This is a genomic window from Morganella sp. EGD-HP17 (assembly GCF_000512315.2).
Classification (GTDB): Bacteria; Pseudomonadota; Gammaproteobacteria; order Enterobacterales; family Enterobacteriaceae; genus Morganella; species Morganella morganii.
In genome coordinates this window covers 65,821-80,793 of record NZ_AZRH01000008.1, presented here as the reverse complement: position 1 = coordinate 80,793, position 14,973 = coordinate 65,821, and the positions used below count along the sequence as shown (strand labels likewise).

At 56.4% G+C, this 14,973-nt stretch carries 11 protein-coding genes; 6 read left to right on the top strand and 5 right to left on the bottom strand.

The window, feature by feature from the left end; translation table 11 throughout:
* Positions 1-93 precede the first annotated feature (93 nt).
* Positions 94-2,601, bottom strand: coding sequence for a bifunctional glycosyl transferase/transpeptidase (gene mrcB / locus X965_RS10225; protein ID WP_036417973.1), 2,508 nt, complete (start codon positions 2,599-2,601; stop codon positions 94-96).
* Between the two features lie 134 nt (positions 2,602-2,735).
* Positions 2,736-5,186, bottom strand: coding sequence for an ATP-dependent helicase HrpB (hrpB, locus tag X965_RS10220; RefSeq protein ID WP_015422493.1), 2,451 nt, complete (start codon positions 5,184-5,186; stop codon positions 2,736-2,738).
* A gap of 92 nt (positions 5,187-5,278) precedes the next feature.
* Between hrpB and sfsA the strand changes: the two genes are divergently transcribed.
* The 6 genes from sfsA (at position 5,279) to panC (ending at position 10,645) form a co-directional block, all read left to right on the top strand.
* The gene (gene sfsA, locus X965_RS10215) at positions 5,279-5,989 is read left to right on the top strand and encodes a DNA/RNA nuclease SfsA (protein WP_004235992.1); all 711 of its coding nucleotides are present in this window, start codon (positions 5,279-5,281) and stop codon (positions 5,987-5,989) included.
* A 187-nt stretch (positions 5,990-6,176) separates the two neighbouring features.
* Positions 6,177-6,632: an RNA polymerase-binding protein DksA gene (dksA, locus tag X965_RS10210; protein WP_004238923.1), complete on the top strand. Its 456-nt coding sequence runs from the start codon at positions 6,177-6,179 to the stop codon at positions 6,630-6,632.
* A 55-nt stretch (positions 6,633-6,687) separates the two neighbouring features.
* The gene (gene gluQRS, locus X965_RS10205; protein WP_032097904.1) at positions 6,688-7,590 is read left to right on the top strand and encodes a tRNA glutamyl-Q(34) synthetase GluQRS; all 903 of its coding nucleotides are present in this window, start codon (positions 6,688-6,690) and stop codon (positions 7,588-7,590) included.
* 100 nt (positions 7,591-7,690) lie between these two features.
* Positions 7,691-9,226 carry a polynucleotide adenylyltransferase PcnB gene (pcnB, locus tag X965_RS10200; protein WP_370686020.1) on the top strand — a complete coding sequence of 512 codons (1,536 nt, stop codon included), beginning with the start codon at positions 7,691-7,693 and terminating at the stop codon, positions 9,224-9,226.
* Positions 9,223-9,723 (top strand): 2-amino-4-hydroxy-6-hydroxymethyldihydropteridine diphosphokinase, encoded by a 501-nt coding sequence (gene folK / locus X965_RS10195; RefSeq protein WP_036417971.1) that lies wholly within the window; start codon positions 9,223-9,225, stop codon positions 9,721-9,723. The genes pcnB and folK overlap by 4 nt, the downstream gene beginning before the upstream one ends.
* A 34-nt stretch (positions 9,724-9,757) precedes the next feature.
* Positions 9,758-10,645 carry a pantoate--beta-alanine ligase gene (gene panC, locus X965_RS10190; RefSeq protein WP_036413930.1) on the top strand — a complete coding sequence of 296 codons (888 nt, stop codon included), beginning with the start codon at positions 9,758-9,760 and terminating at the stop codon, positions 10,643-10,645.
* On the opposite strand, the gene X965_RS10185 is transcribed toward panC, so the two are convergent.
* The 3 genes from X965_RS10185 to X965_RS10175 are packed head-to-tail and all read right to left on the bottom strand — an operon-like array spanning position 10,617 to position 14,969.
* Positions 10,617-11,960 carry a TolC family protein gene (locus tag X965_RS10185; RefSeq protein ID WP_036417969.1) on the bottom strand — a complete coding sequence of 448 codons (1,344 nt, stop codon included), beginning with the start codon at positions 11,958-11,960 and terminating at the stop codon, positions 10,617-10,619. The genes panC and X965_RS10185 overlap by 29 nt on opposite strands.
* 5 nt (positions 11,961-11,965) lie before the next feature.
* Positions 11,966-13,273 (bottom strand): HlyD family type I secretion periplasmic adaptor subunit, encoded by a 1,308-nt coding sequence (locus tag X965_RS10180; RefSeq protein ID WP_015422490.1) that lies wholly within the window; start codon positions 13,271-13,273, stop codon positions 11,966-11,968.
* Complete coding sequence (locus X965_RS10175; protein ID WP_036417967.1) at positions 13,263-14,969, bottom strand: type I secretion system permease/ATPase; 1,707 nt, start codon at positions 14,967-14,969, stop codon at positions 13,263-13,265. The genes X965_RS10180 and X965_RS10175 overlap by 11 nt, the downstream gene beginning before the upstream one ends.
* Positions 14,970-14,973: the final 4 nt, after the last annotated feature.

Genomic DNA, 14,973 nt, shown 5'->3' with positions numbered 1-14,973 from the left:
ATCATAATGCCATTACACCTAATCCGCAATGGTCACTAAAAAAACAAAACCCGCCTTGCGGCGGGTTTTCAGTGCTTTTCGCAGAACAGGGGATTACTGTTCGAACATCTCTTTCAGCCAGCCGGGGGCTTCTTCGCCCTGCTGCTGAGCCGGTGCCTGCTGTCCGCACAGCGCCTGTGCGTCCGTTGTCCAGACCGGTAATGCCCGGGTGACACCCACGCCGTTGCAGACAAAATTGCCGTCCGCATTGACAGACATCTCTGCGATATCTTCCGGCGGAGTGAGGTTCAGTGCCAGCGGCGGCTGATTGTCCAGATAACGGCCATAAAGCACCAGGGCACCGGAGCCGCCGTACAGGCCGGACGGGCTGTTATCATCCAGCCCCATCCAGGATACGGTGACTTCTTTGCCGTCGATACCGACAAACCAGCTGTCGCGCATCAGATTAGTAGTCCCGGTCTTACCGGCCAGATGGTATTTACCGAATTTCGATCCCAGACGGCGGGCCGCGGTACCGCGTTCTACCACCTGCTGCATGCCGTACAGCGTCATATAAGCCGCCTGCGGAGCCACCGCGCGCTGTGCCTGCGGGAAGCTCTGATAAATCACCGTGCCGTCTTCCGCAATCACCGAGCGCAGTGCGGACAGTGTCGCGCGGTTACCGCCGCTGCCGATGGTCTGGAACAGCTGAGAGACCTGCAATGGTGTCAGGTTTACCGCACCGAGCAGCATCGCCGGGACTTTCTGGATATTTTTCGCCGGCGCGCCGAGACGGACAAAGGTATCCGCCACCGCATCCAGACCAACCGCCATACCGAGGTTAACCGTCGGTACGTTGATAGAGCGCGCCAGCGCATCCACCAGCATCACACGGCCGCTGAAGGTTTTGCTGTCGTTACGCGGTGACCAGGTACCGCCGCCGCCCGGAACATTAATGGTCAGCGGCTGGTCGTCCAGCCAGGTGTTCAGACGATAAGTGTCCGGAATACCAAGCGCGGTGAGATAAGTCATCGGTTTTGCCAGCGAGCCGATAGAGCGTTCCGCTGCCATAGCGCGGTTAAACCCGGCAAACTGTGGCTGGGAGCCGCCGACCATCGCGCGGACTTCGCCGCTGATGCGGTCAACCACCACCATCGCCCCTTCCAGCTCCGGTTTTTTACGCTCTGCACGGATGGCTTTCACGCCTTCCTCAACGGCATTTTCAGCCGCATCCTGGGAAACCGGATCCAGTGTGGTGAAGATTTTCACGCCGGACAGATCATCCACTTTATCGCCGAGCTTCTCGCGCAGTTCCTGACGGACCAGTTGCATAAATGCAGGCTGCGGGGTGATCACGCCACTTTTCTCTTTCACACCCAGCGGACGCGCACTCAGGACATCATACATTTCCTGATCGATCACACCGCCCTGGGTTTGCAGGAGTTTCAGCACCACGTTACGGCGCTCAAGGGCATTTTGCGGGTTACGCCACGGGTTATAGACCGACGCACCTTTTACCATCCCCACCAGCAGTGCCACCTGGTCGAGGCTCAGCTCATCCACCGGACGGCCGAAGTAATAGAGGCTCGCCAGCGGGAAGCCGCGGATTTGCTCATCCCCGCTCTGTCCCAGATACACTTCGTTGAGATACAGTTCCAGAATACGGTCTTTGTCGTAACGGTAATCCATAATGAGCGCCATATAGGCTTCATTGGCTTTACGCACCAGTGTCCGTTCATTGGATAAGAACAGGTTTTTCACCAGCTGCTGTGTCAGGGTACTGCCGCCCTGAACCGCACGTCCCGCCGTCAGGTTTGCCAGAAGGGCACGCCCGATGGAGGTGATGCTGATACCGTCATGCTCATAGAAATTGCGGTCTTCGGTCACCAGCAGGGCTTTGACCAGCTCATCCGGGAAGCCGCTGCGGGCCAGGAACAGGCGCTGCTCACCATTTGCGGATTGCAGCATAGTGATCAGTTTCGGATCGAGGCGGAAGAAACCGAATTCACGACCGTTATCCACGTTTTCAATTTTTTCCAGTCCGCTGCTGCCGAAAGTCAGGCGGGCGTTAATCTGCCCTTCTTTACTGTCCGGGAAATCAAACGGGCGGCGCAGCATCTGAATAGTATTACCGGTCACAGAAAACTCGCCGGCACGGGTGATTTTGGTGACTTTGCGGTACTGCATACCTTCAAGCAGTTTCACCATCTCATTCAGGCTGTAATCCATGCCCGGTTCGAGGTTTACGGTACGTCCGTAGACCGCAGCAGGCAGATCCCAGACTTTACCGTCCAGGCGGTCACTGATTTTTCCGGCCAGATAAACGCCGTAGATCCCCAGCAGGATAGCCATCACAATGCCGAGTTTGACCAGGAACCAGAACCAGCGCCAGCGCCGTTTGGGCGGCTTGTTTTTGCGCCCTTTTTTACTCATGCGCGGACTATCCTCTTCATCGTCATAATCATCATCATCCGGTTCGTCATCACCGAATTCATCATCGTATTCAATATCATCGTCATAATCCTCATCCCGGCGGCGACGGCGGTCTGAGCGCCCTCTTTTTTTGCCGGCAGAAGCCTTGCTGCCCCTGCGGCCGGTGGGTTCACGATCAAAATCAGACATGGTCTCTCCCGTCAGTCTGTCTGCCGCACAATCATGTGCCGGGCGGGACAGGCGGTTATTTCATCAGTTGCTATTGTCGCCGATTCCGGCAACAGACACAGTAAAAATCCGTTAAACAAAGACTATCTTTGCATTTACATAAACTTTTTTACACGCTTTGTCGGCTGTGCATTTGCCGGATCGTCCGGCCAGAAATGTTTGGGATAGCGCCCTTTCATCTCTTTCTGCACCTCCCGGTAGCTCCCGCCCCAGAAGGCTTTCAGGTCTGCTGTCACCTGTATCGGGCGGTGTGCGGGCGATAACAGGCTGACCGTCACCGGCAGCCGTCCCTGCGCCACCACCGGCGTTTCACGCACACCATACATCTCCTGAATGCGGACTGCCATCACCGGCGGTTTATCCGCCGCATATTCTACAGGGATCCGGGTGCCGGTGGGTACTTCAAAATGACGCGGGAATTGTGCATCAAGCCATTGCTGCTGCGACCAGTCCATCCGCTGACGCAGCGCGCCGTATAAATCCAGTTTTGCCAGCTGCTGCTGATTGCGCACACCGGTCAGATACGGCGACAGCCAGGATCCCAGCCCGGCGAGCAGTGTATCATTATCCGCCGCCGGCAGCGGCTGTTCCGGAAACAGATCATTTGCCAGCTGCTGGCGGATAAGTAACTGCTCACAGGCTTCATTCAGCGGCAGAACGGATAAACCCTGTTCGCGGATCCAACTGAGCAGCGCGTCGCGGACAACCTCATCAGACGGTGCCGCCAGTGGTTTCCGCTCAATAATCAGCTGCCCGCAGGTAACCGCCTGCCACGCCTGCCAGCTGCCTTTGTTTTCATCACGGGTCAGGCGGTTTTCTTTTTTCAGCAGGTGCGGTGCCATTTCTGTCAGCTGTGATAATTCAAACGGCACCGCTTTCAGGATCCGTGCATTAGCCTGCTGCTCATTTTGCAGGATCAGCGGGGCGATAAGCCCGGCTTCATTGCTGAGCGGGCTGCTTTCATCTGTTACCGCACCGGTACCGTTTGCCAGTAAAAATGTGCCGGAGCGCCCGCGCTTCCCGGCGATTCTGTCCGGAAAGCCCTGTAATAAGGTGCGGCACAGCCAGCCGTTGTCCGGATCATGAGACGGTTTTCTGACCGGCTGACCGGCAGCCTGTAACAGCTGCTGCGCCCGCTTATCCCATCGTGCGGACGGATGTGTCAGATCATGCAGCAGATTACCGTTACCTTCGCGGGAAGGCTCTTCCAGCGCGGCAATCAGCCGGGCAGCATAGTATATCTGTGCCGGTTCTTCATTAAGGGTATAAAGCCACAACGCAGAGAGACGCGGCTCTGTCCCGGAAGCGGCCATTGCCTCACCTTTGGCAGTCAGTCCGCCGTCAGGCAGAAGACAGCCCATTTCTGTCAGTAGTTTTTTCGCCACCTGTACCGCCACGGCAGGCGGGGTATCAAGCCAGGCAAGCTGTGAGACCTCACGGCAGCCCCACTGCGCCAGGTTCAGCACCAGCCCGGCGAGATCACTGTGACAGATTTCAGGCTCACTGTGAGCCGCAGCGCGTTCGGCTTCCGCCTGTCCGCACAGATGCAGACAGATCCCCGGCGCCAGACGTCCGGCGCGACCAGCACGCTGTGTCATCGATGAGCGGCTGATGCGGCTGCGCACCAGCCTGGTCAGTCCGCTGCGCGGATCAAACTGCGCGGTTTTCTCCAGGCAGCTGTCCACCACCAGCGTCACACCTTCAATCGTCAGGCTGGTTTCGGCAATATTGGTCGCCAGCACGATTTTGCGCATACCGGGCGGCGGCGGTTCAATCGCCTGCTGCTGTTCTTTCAGGGAAAGTGCGCCGTACAGCGGGCAGATAAGAGTATCCGCATCCGTTTTACCGGTCAGTTGTTCCTGTAACCGGCAGATTTCCGCCTGTCCCGGCAGAAACACCAGCACAGAGCCTTCCTCCTGCTGATACAGCTGCAACACCGCCCGGGCCACCTCACTGATAAAAGGCTGATGCGCACTGAGCGGCTGATACCGTCTCTCCACCGGGAAAGCCCGCCCCTCCGCTGTGATCACCTCCGCCTGCGGCAGCAGGGACAGCAGCTGTTCATTATCTAAGGTCGCGGACATCACCAGCAGACGCAAATCATCACGCAGTGAGGACTGCACATCCAGCAGCAGTGCAAGGGCGAGATCAGCCTGCAAATTACGTTCGTGGAATTCATCCAGAATAATGATGCTTACTTCGGATAATTCCGGATCCTGCTGTAACATTCTGACCAGAATTCCCTCTGTAACAACCTCAAACCGGGTGGCTGCACTGATCCTGGTTTCACCGCGCATCCGGTAACCCACGGTTTCCCCCGGACGCTCCCCGAGCTGCGATGCCAACCGGTGCGCCACACTGCGGGCCGCGATACGGCGGGGCTCCAGCATGATAATCCGTCCGGTGACAGATTCGTCTTTCAGCATCAGCAACGGCAGAATAGTGGATTTCCCGCTGCCGGTCGGAGCCTGTAACAACACCTGCGGGGCACTTTTCAGTGCCGTACTGAGTGCCGGATAAATGTTACAAACGGGGGAATATGTCACAAAAACCTCATCATTATCTGCTTAACTTTCGACGCGCAACATTGTAGCATTGCCGCCCCCTGAAAAGTGCAGTCACATTGACAGGAGTTACGATGGAATTTCATCCCCCGTTACAGGCGGGCACGCTGGTGCAGCGTTATAAACGTTTTCTGGCGGATATTATCACGCAGGACGGGCGCACCATCACCATTCATTGTGCTAATACCGGCGCGATGACAGGCTGTGCCACGCCGGGTGATACCGTCTGGTATTCCGAATCCGCCAATGCAAAGCGCAAGTATCCGCACAGCTGGGAACTGACGCAGACACAGGCCGGGCATCTGATTTGTGTGAATACAATGCAGGCGAACCGGGTGGTGGCTGAGGCGATTGCGCAGAACCGAATCCCGGAACTTGCCGGGTATCAGACGCTGGCACAGGAAGTAAGATACGGCAGTGAAAACAGCCGGGTCGATTTTTTACTGACCGATCCGCAGAAAAAGCCCTGTTATGTCGAGGTGAAATCCGTCACGCTGCTGGAAAACGGACACGGTTATTTTCCCGACACCGTAACTTTACGTGGACAAAAACACTTACGTGAGTTACAAGCAATTGCTGAAGCGGGAAATCGTGCTGTTCTGTTTTTTGCTGTACTGCATTCAGGGATTGAGGCCGTATCGGACGCAGCACACATTGATAAAAAATATTCATCACTTTTGCAGCAGGCATCACAGTCCGGAACTGAAGTAATTTGTTACAGAATGCGGATGACACCGGACGGCATCACTGCCGGAGAAAAGATACCCTTTGCATTCATGGGGTGAATATCAATTTTTTTAATAATAAATAGGATGTTTTGTGAGTTGCGGGGTGAATAAACACGCTGTTCTTCACACCTTACAAAACTAATGAAAGCAAGGGTTGCATTATCCATAATCATCTGCTATCTATAGCGGCCTATTTTTCCCCTCTAAGGGATATTGTCAGACATGCGTGTGTAGGAGAAGCATTATGCAAGAAGGGCAAAAACGTAAAACCTCGTCCCTGAGCATTCTTGCCATTGCCGGCGTGGAGCCGTATCACGAGAAGGCAGGCGAAGAATACATGAACGAAGCCCAGTTGGCCCATTTCAAGCTGATACTTGAAGCATGGCGCAACCAACTCAGGGATGAAGTAAACCGCACTGTCACGCACATGCAGGATGAAGCAGCTAACTTCCCGGACCCGGTTGACCGTGCCGCTCAGGAAGAAGAATTCAGCCTGGAACTGCGCAACCGTGACCGCGAACGCAAACTGATCAAAAAGATCGAAAAAACCCTCAAAAAGGTTGAGGACGACGATTTTGGTTTTTGTGAGTCCTGCGGGGTTGAAATCGGTATCCGCCGTTTAGAGGCGCGTCCGACCGCAGATTTATGTATCGACTGTAAGACGCTGGCTGAAATCCGCGAAAAGCAGATGGCGGGCTGACAGATTCACCACAGACGGCGCTTTGACAGCGCCGTCCGTTTTTATGCCACTACAGATGACGGAATATTCTGCCGGCTCAGCGCCCGGTTATACCGGCCGCTTCGCACCCTCACCTTCCGGTGCACTTCATTTCGGCTCTCTGGTGACCGCACTGGGGAGTTATCTTCAGGCCCGTCACCTCGGCGGACGCTGGCTTCTCCGTATTGATGATATCGACCCGCCCCGTGAAGTCCCGGGTGCTGCGGATGCCATTCTGCGTATTCTTGACCATTACGGCCTGCACTGGGACGGCGGTGTTCTGTATCAGTCGCGCCGCCATGATGCTTACCGTGACGTGATTGAGCAACTGAAAGCCACCGGGCTGTGTTATTACTGCACCTGCACACGGCATGATGTCCATGACAGCGGCGGCCATTACCCCGGCACCTGCCGTCAGCGCGGACTGCCGCCGGATAACGCCGCACTGCGGCTTATCAGGACGCATCCGGTGTACCATTTTACCGATGGCCTGCGGGGCGATGTGTTTACGGATAACGCCACGGCAGAGGAAGATATCATTATCTTCCGCAAAGATAAGCTGTTTGCCTATAACCTGGTGGTGGTGCTCGATGATGATTATCAGGGTGTGACAGAGGTGGTCAGAGGCGCGGATTTACTGTATCCCACCTCACATCAGCTCTCATTATACCGCCAGCTCGGGCTGCCGGAGCCGCATTATCTGCATTTGCCGTTGATGCTGGGCCCGGCGGCGCGTAAACTCTCCAAGCAAAATCATGCCACCCCGGTGCCGCTCAGTGATCCGCGCCCGCTGTTATGGCAGGCGTTGCAGGTGCTCCGGCAGCCGCTGCCGGAAACGGACCCGCTGTCGCTTTCCCTGACTGAACTGCTGGCATACAGTGTACGGAACTGGGATATTACGGCCGTACCGCGTGATGATGTGGTGACGGACAGGGAATAATTCCGCAATATCCGGGCTAAGGCATTCTCAAAAAACCAAGTGTACGATATTATTAGTCGCTTATTTTTTAGATCATTTAATTGTTATACAGAGGTGTACCATTTTAAACCGAGTCGCAAAGTTCTGTCGCAGTCTGATTTCCCGCGAGAATAAGGCAGATTGCACAGAGGCTGCCAGTGAAAGGCCGGCCCCGAATGCTGACCATACGCCGCAGAATCCGTCACCCCGTGAGGCTTCCCCCGCGCGTCCTGCCGCTAAACGCAAAAAACCGGCAAAAAATATGGATAACAGCGGGACAGTCAGCGCAACGGTAATTCCCCGCAACAGTCACTCTATTTCCCGTCAGGACATCAGCGAGAATGCGCTGAAGGTTCTGTACCGCCTGAATAAATCAGGTTTTGACGCCTATCTGGTCGGCGGCGGTGTCCGTGATCTGCTGCTGGAGCGCAAACCCAAAGATTTCGATATCGCGACCAATGCCACGCCGGACGAAGTGAGAAAACTGTTCCGCAACTGCCGTCTGGTCGGCCGCCGTTTCCGTCTGGCTCACATTATGTTCGGCCCAGATATTATCGAAGTCGCGACCTTCCGTGGCCCACATGACAATAACGAACCGGCTGATGACGGCAAAGCCCGCTCTCAGCAGGGCAAAAACGGCATGCTGCTGCGCGATAATATTTTCGGTACCATTGAAGAAGATGCCGTCCGTCGCGATTTCACCATTAACAGCCTCTATTACAGCGTGGCTGATTTTACCGTCCGTGATTACGTCGGCGGGCTGGCGGATTTACAGCAGCGCATTATCCGTCTGATCGGCGATCCGGAAACCCGTTACCGCGAAGACCCGGTGCGTATGCTGCGCGCCATCCGGTTTGCCGCAAAACTGGATATGACCATCGAACCGGAGACCGCCGCGCCTATCCGCACGCTGAGCACACTGCTGCGTGATATCCCGCCTGCGCGTCTGTTCGAGGAAGTTCTCAAGTTATTACAGGCCGGTGACGGACACCGTACGTTTGAATTATTACGTGAATACGATCTGCTGGATATGCTGTTCCCGCTGGTTGCCGGGCCGCTGAAAGAGAACCCGGACACCCCGCTGTCCCGTATCGTGGATCAGGTACTGAAAAATACCGACTACCGTATTCATAACGATCAGCGCGTCAATCCGGCCTTCCTGTTTGCCGTGATGCTGTGGTATCCGCTGTGCGAACATGCGGAAAAACTGACCCAGGAGAGCGGGCTCGCCTATTACGAAGCCTTCGCGATTGCCATTAATGACATCCTGGATGAACAGTGCCGCGCGATTGCTATTCCGAAACGCCTGACCACCACCATGCGTGATATCTGGCAGTTACAGTTACGTCTGCCGCGCCGTCAGGGTAAACGCGCGATCCGTCTGATGGAAAATCAGAAATTCCGCGCCGCCTTTGATCTGCTCGAACTGCGTGCGAATGTGGAAGGCCGTCATGAGTTACAGGAATTGGCTCACTGGTGGGCGGATTTCCAGCAGGCGAATGCCCCGCAGCAGCGCTCAATGGTGACTGAACTGGGCAGTGATCCGGTCAAACGCCGTCCGCGCCCGCGCCGCCGTCATCCGCGTGCCCGTCAGGGTAACGGAAACAGTGAATCATGATTCCGGTCTATATTGCGATCGGCAGTAATCTTGCCGATCCGCTTGACCAGGTCAACCGGGCGATTGCCGCGCTGGGAGCTGTCCCGCAAAGCCGCCTGGTGCGCCACTCCGCTTTTTACCGCACCGCGCCGATGGGACCTGCCGGACAGCCTGATTATCTTAATGCGGCTGTTCTGCTGGAAACTGACCTGACACCGCACCAGCTGCTCGATGCCACCCAGGCTATCGAACTGGCGCACGGCCGTATCCGCAAGGATGAGCGCTGGGGTCCCCGCACGTTAGACTTAGATATCATGCTGTTTGGTGATATGGTCATCAGTGATGCGCGGCTGACCGTGCCGCATTACGGCCTGAAAGTGCGTGAATTTATGCTGTACCCGCTGGCCGAAATCGCCCCCGGGCTGATTCTGCCGGACGGCGAACCACTTGCGGCGGTTGTTGCCCGCACCCCGGAAAACGGGCTTGGCCTCTGGTCATCATCAGAGCCGGTACGCTGAACTTTCTGCTCAACAGACAGACAAGGAGACACTGATGCGGATTATTGAAACTGCGCTGATCCTGCGCAAAGAGATTGCCCGTCTGCGGACTGACGGCAAACGTGTTGCGTTTATCCCGACAATGGGAAACCTGCATGACGGCCACCTGGCACTGATAAAAGAAGCCCGTAACCAGGCGGATGTTGTCGTGGTGTCTGTCTTTGTGAATCCGCTCCAGTTCCCCCGCGAAGATGATTTGCAGCGCTACCCGCGCACTCTCCAGGCAGACTGCGAAAAACTGAGCAAAGCGCAGGTGGATCTGGTGTATGCCCCGGCGGTCAGTGATGTCTATCCGCACGGTTTGGCTCACCAGACTCAGGTGATGGTACCGCCGCTGCTCAGTCAGTGTGATGAGCCGCATCAGCGCACCCGTCTGCGCGGTATCGCCACCGTGATGTGCAAGCTGTTCAATCTGGTGCAGCCGGATATCGTTTTCTTCGGCACCAATGACCATCCGCGTTTCCTGACTATCCGCCGTCTGATCCGTGACCTGAATTATGATATCGCACTGGCCACCATTCCGACCGTCCGGGAAAAAACCGGGCTGGCACTCAGCTCCTGCAATACCCTGCTGAATAAAGAGGAAAAAGAGGCGGCACCACGTCTGTATCAGGTTATGCAGACCCTCGCGGATATGATCCGTGAACGCCCGAGTGCTATTGCCGAAAGCCTGGATAATGCCCGTGACGATTTAAGCCGTGCCGGATTCCGCGATATCAGCCTGGAAATCTGTGATGCTGATGACCTAGAAGCGGTGCGCGTCAACAGCGAAAAAGCCGTGATTCTGGCCTCCGCCTGGCTGGGAAATATCCGCCTGATCGACTGCCTGCATGTCAACATGCCGAACCCGGCGGTCAGTGAGACGGCCTCTCCGTCACTGTAAAATAGTCCTCAATCTGCCTGAAAAGCCCGGTTTCCGGCGCGCTGCTGTAATGACGCAGCCGGAACCAGGCCAGAAGCCCGTCATAGCGGGCTTTTATCAGCTCCTGCTCCGCCTGATAATACTGATCCCGGGCATGTGCCACCTCCGGCTGACTGTTCTGCCCCGCCGCATACCCTTTTTCCGCCGCCGTTACCTGTAACCGCGCAGCCGCTGCGGCCTGCTCCAGCGCCGCCAGCTGTATGCCGCTGTGGCGGAACACCTGATACTGACGTGCCAGGTCACGCCGGAGTGTCTGTATCAGTGCATCCTGTTCATACTGCGCCTGCTGAATCTGAGCAGATACCTTACGCATCCCCGCCAGATCTTTTCCGCCGCTGAACAGCGGAACGGAAATGTGAATCCCGGCACTGAGATTACGGTAGCGCTGACCGACAGTATCATTGCTGTCCGATTGGGTATCCGACCAGGCGGTAAAGAGCTGTGCTGATGGCATAAATGCCCCGCGCTGTACCTCTGCCGCCGCTTTTGCCAGCGCGGTTTCCTGCTGTGCCGCTTTGATTTCCGGATGCACCGCCAGCATCTGCTGTTCCTGATCCGCATAGTCGCCGTCATTCAGGTACGGCAGCCGGAAATCCCCCGCTTTCAGTGCCGGAAGATCCTGCATCCGCAACTGCGCCAGGCCGGTAAGATCAGACAATATCAGCAACGCATTCAGACTTTCCGCTTCTGTTTCCGCGATCTGCGCCTGACGCTGCCGCAGACGGGCACGGGCGGATTCAACCTCCGTCACGGTTCCTTCCCCGAGCTGCAAAAGGCGCTGTGCAGCCGCCAGCTGAGCGGTATTCAGCGCCAGCCGGAGCCGGTCTGTTTTCTGTATTTCCAGAACACAAGCCAGGTTCAGATACGCAGAAACCAGCCGGTTGATAAGCTCTGCCTGTTGTATCTGCAAGCGGCTCTCTGCGGCAGTACCGCGTATCTGTGCTGCCCGGTACTGATGGTATGCTGTGTAATCAAACAGCGGCTGCGTCACCACCAGATTAAGGGAATGGCTGCTGTAATGTCGCTGAGAGGTCACCGGTGCCCGCTGTGTCAGCCGGTTATACGGCGTGTTCTGATAACTCAGCCCGGCGGACGGCAGCAGGTGCGATTTCCCGGCGGCAGCCTCTGCCTGTTCCGCCTCATAAGCCTTACCCGCAGCACGGAATGACAGATCATTGTTCAGTGCGGACTGACCGAGTTCAGACAAGGTCACCGCCTGCACACCGGCGGACAACAGACACAACAGTGCCGCAAAAAGGTGTTTTGCAGAATGCATACGGATCACTCCTCGGTCAGCGCGAAAAAGAACCGGTCAGTCACAGGCTTAAACAGATAACTGAGCAGTGACCGTTCACCGGTGCGGATAAAAATCTCAGCAGGCATACCGGGTTTGATCACCTGAGCCGCCGCCATTTCCGGCACCGCGATCTGGATCTGATAGTAAGGTTCCCCGTTTGCCGGATTTATCAGACGATCGGCGGAGATCATTGTCAGTTCGCCGCGCAGTTTTGGGGTCAGGTTCTGATTGAATGCAGTAAACAGCAGATCAGCACTCTGACCGGGAGCGACTTTATCTATCCACTGTGGTGATAATTTGCCTTCAATAATCAGCGTCTGCTGCGCCGGCACCACTGACATCAGTTTTTCCCCGGCTTGCACCACACCGCCTGCGGTAAACACGGACACATCCATAACAGTGCCGGTCACCGGCGCGGTGATAACATGCTGTTCCAGCCGATCGTTTTCGATAATCTGTTGTTTTTTCAGCTCACTGCGCTGAACTGACAGGCGCGATAACTCCTCGCGGATCCCGCTGTGAAAAGCTGCCCGCCGCTGTGTGATCTGCTCTGTCTGCGCGGCTTTTTCTTCCTCTGCACGGCTTATCTGTAACCGGGTGTCATCCGCCTGATTGCGCAGTGCCGCACTTTCCCGGCGAATTTCCTGATAGCGATGGCGCGGCAGATACCCCTCATCCGCCAGCGATTTAAGATTTGCCGCCTGTGCCGTCAGGCTGTCCGCCTGTTGCGCAGTGCTGCGGGCAATCTCCCGCAGAGTGATAAGCCGCTGCGTCAGGCCGTCGACCGTGACCCGGCGGGCCTGAATCTCACTCTCCAGTTCAAGCCGCCGGTCTGTAAGCAGTGCATTCTGCGCCTGTAACTGTGCCCGGCCATACGCGGGCGGCGCATAAAAGACATCATCCGCCGCCGGGGTAAATGCCGCTTCACCACGCAGCTCTGCCTCCAGCCGCCGCTGTATCAGCAGTGTGCTGTCGAGCTGCTCTGCCAGCGATACTGCCTGAGCCTGAGACTGCACCGGACGCAGCCGTACCAGCACCTGATCTTTTTCCGCCCGCTGGCCGTTTTGCACATAAATCTCAGAAATCACGCCATCCGCCGGAGACTGCACCTGCTTGATATTACCGGCAATCACAACCGTTCCTGATGCGGCAACGCCCTGATCAAGCGGTGCAAATCCCGCCCACAACAAAAAACCGGCAAGGCCCAGGACAACCCCATATTTCCCCGCGCGCTGATACCCGCCGGTATCGGTTTTTACCCCCGGCGCCGCGGACAACCATTTAGTGATCATTATTTTTACCCGCCTGATTATTAAGTGTTTCAATGACCTTCTCCGCCGGACCAAAAAGCTGCATCCGTCCGCCTGCAAGCAGCAACAGCTTGTCCGTCACGGACAGCAGCGGTTTATGGTGAGTAATAAGCACAATGGTTTTTCCCTGTTTTTTCAGCGTATCCATGGCAGCTAACAGCGCACTGAGCCCGGCATCATCCAGCGCGGCATTGGGTTCATCCAGAATGATCAGTGCCGGTGAGCCGTACAGTGCCCGCGCCAGGGCGATCCGCTGCCGCTGACCGCCGGAAAGGCCGGTACCGTCTGCCCCGGTCAGGGTTTCATAGCCCTGCGGCAGTTGCAGGATCAATTCATGTACCTGTGCCAGTTGCGCCGCACGGATGATATTTTCCGGATCAGCATCAGGATCGAAACGGACGATATTATCGGCGATTGTGCCGGGAAAAAGCGCGATTTCCTGGGGAAGATAACCGATATATTTGCCGGACACCGCTTTGTCCTGCTGACAGAGATCTGCCCCGTCCAGCCGGACAGCCCCGCGTGTTGCAGGCCATAACCCGGCGAGCAGTTTTGCCAGTGCCGATTTTCCGGCACCTGACGGACCGATGATCCCCAGCACCTCCCCCGGTACAAGGCTGAAATGCAAATTGTGCAGCTGCGGTGTGTCAGCGCCGGGATAACCCGCCTGCATCACGGAGACGGACAAATTACCCTGCGGAACCGGCAGTGCCAGCTTCTGCGGTGGTTGCGGGTGAGCCGCCAGCAACGCAGTAATCCGCTGATACGCCAGCCTGCTCTCTTTGGCACTTTTCCATACGCCTGTGACCTGTTCGACCGGTGACAGCGCGCGTCCCAGCAGAATCGACCCGGCAATCATCATGCCCGGCGAGATGGTATTATCCAGCGCCAGCCAGCCGCCCAGCCCCAGCATCAGGGATTGCAGGATCAGGCGGATGGTTTTGGTGATTGTCATGATTTTTGCTGAATAATCACTGGCCTGTGTCTGTTTCTTCAGGCTGTCGCAGTGCCGGTTCAGCCAGCGCTGACGCAAATACTGCTGCATTCCCATCGCCTCTGCGGGTTCAGTATGGGCAAAATGGCTGCCCTGCATGCCCTGTGCGGCGGCGGAAGAGCGGTTTGCAGCGGTCAGCGGCGGCCCGGAAAGCCGTTCATTGAGCAGCGCAAGCGCGATCAGCACGACGGCACCGCCACAGGCAAACAATCCCAGCCACGGATTAAACAGGGCGATCACCAGCAGATAAAGCGGGAACCAGGGCAGATCGAGAAAAGCAAAAATACCGTTGCCGGTGATAAAACGGCGCAGGATCATCAGATCGGTCTGTGCCTGTAACGGCAGATGCCCCGGCGTACGGTGCAGTTTTGCCTGAAACGCCGCGTCATAAACACGGGTATTCAGCGCCAGATCGAACTGGTTACTCATGCGGATCACCAGCATATTGCGCAGATAATCGAGACCGCCGGTCAGTGCCAGTAATCCGGCCATTATCAGCGTCAGCATCAGCAGCGTCATTTCATTGCCGGAGGGCAGAACGCGGTCGTACACCTGCAACATATACACAGACGGCACGAGCATCAGCAGATTAATCAGCCCGCTGAATAATGCCAGTGAGGTAAACAGGGACTTGCGGGCGGCAATAAATGCCGTAATATCATTTCTGGTTTTCCCGGAAAGCATATAC

Coding starts and splice junctions, on each gene's coding strand:
- panC (WP_036413930.1), top strand. CDS start 9,758: ATGCGGATTATTGAAACTGCGCTGATCCTGCGCAAAGAGATTGCCCGT.
- sfsA (WP_004235992.1), top strand. CDS start 5,279: ATGGAATTTCATCCCCCGTTACAGGCGGGCACGCTGGTGCAGCGTTAT.
- mrcB (WP_036417973.1), bottom strand. CDS start 2,601: ATGTCTGATTTTGATCGTGAACCCACCGGCCGCAGGGGCAGCAAGGCT.
- dksA (WP_004238923.1), top strand. CDS start 6,177: ATGCAAGAAGGGCAAAAACGTAAAACCTCGTCCCTGAGCATTCTTGCC.
- X965_RS10180 (WP_015422490.1), bottom strand. CDS start 13,273: ATGATCACTAAATGGTTGTCCGCGGCGCCGGGGGTAAAAACCGATACC.
- X965_RS10175 (WP_036417967.1), bottom strand. CDS start 14,969: ATGCTTTCCGGGAAAACCAGAAATGATATTACGGCATTTATTGCCGCC.
- gluQRS (WP_032097904.1), top strand. CDS start 6,688: ATGACGGAATATTCTGCCGGCTCAGCGCCCGGTTATACCGGCCGCTTC.
- folK (WP_036417971.1), top strand. CDS start 9,223: ATGATTCCGGTCTATATTGCGATCGGCAGTAATCTTGCCGATCCGCTT.
- X965_RS10185 (WP_036417969.1), bottom strand. CDS start 11,960: ATGCATTCTGCAAAACACCTTTTTGCGGCACTGTTGTGTCTGTTGTCC.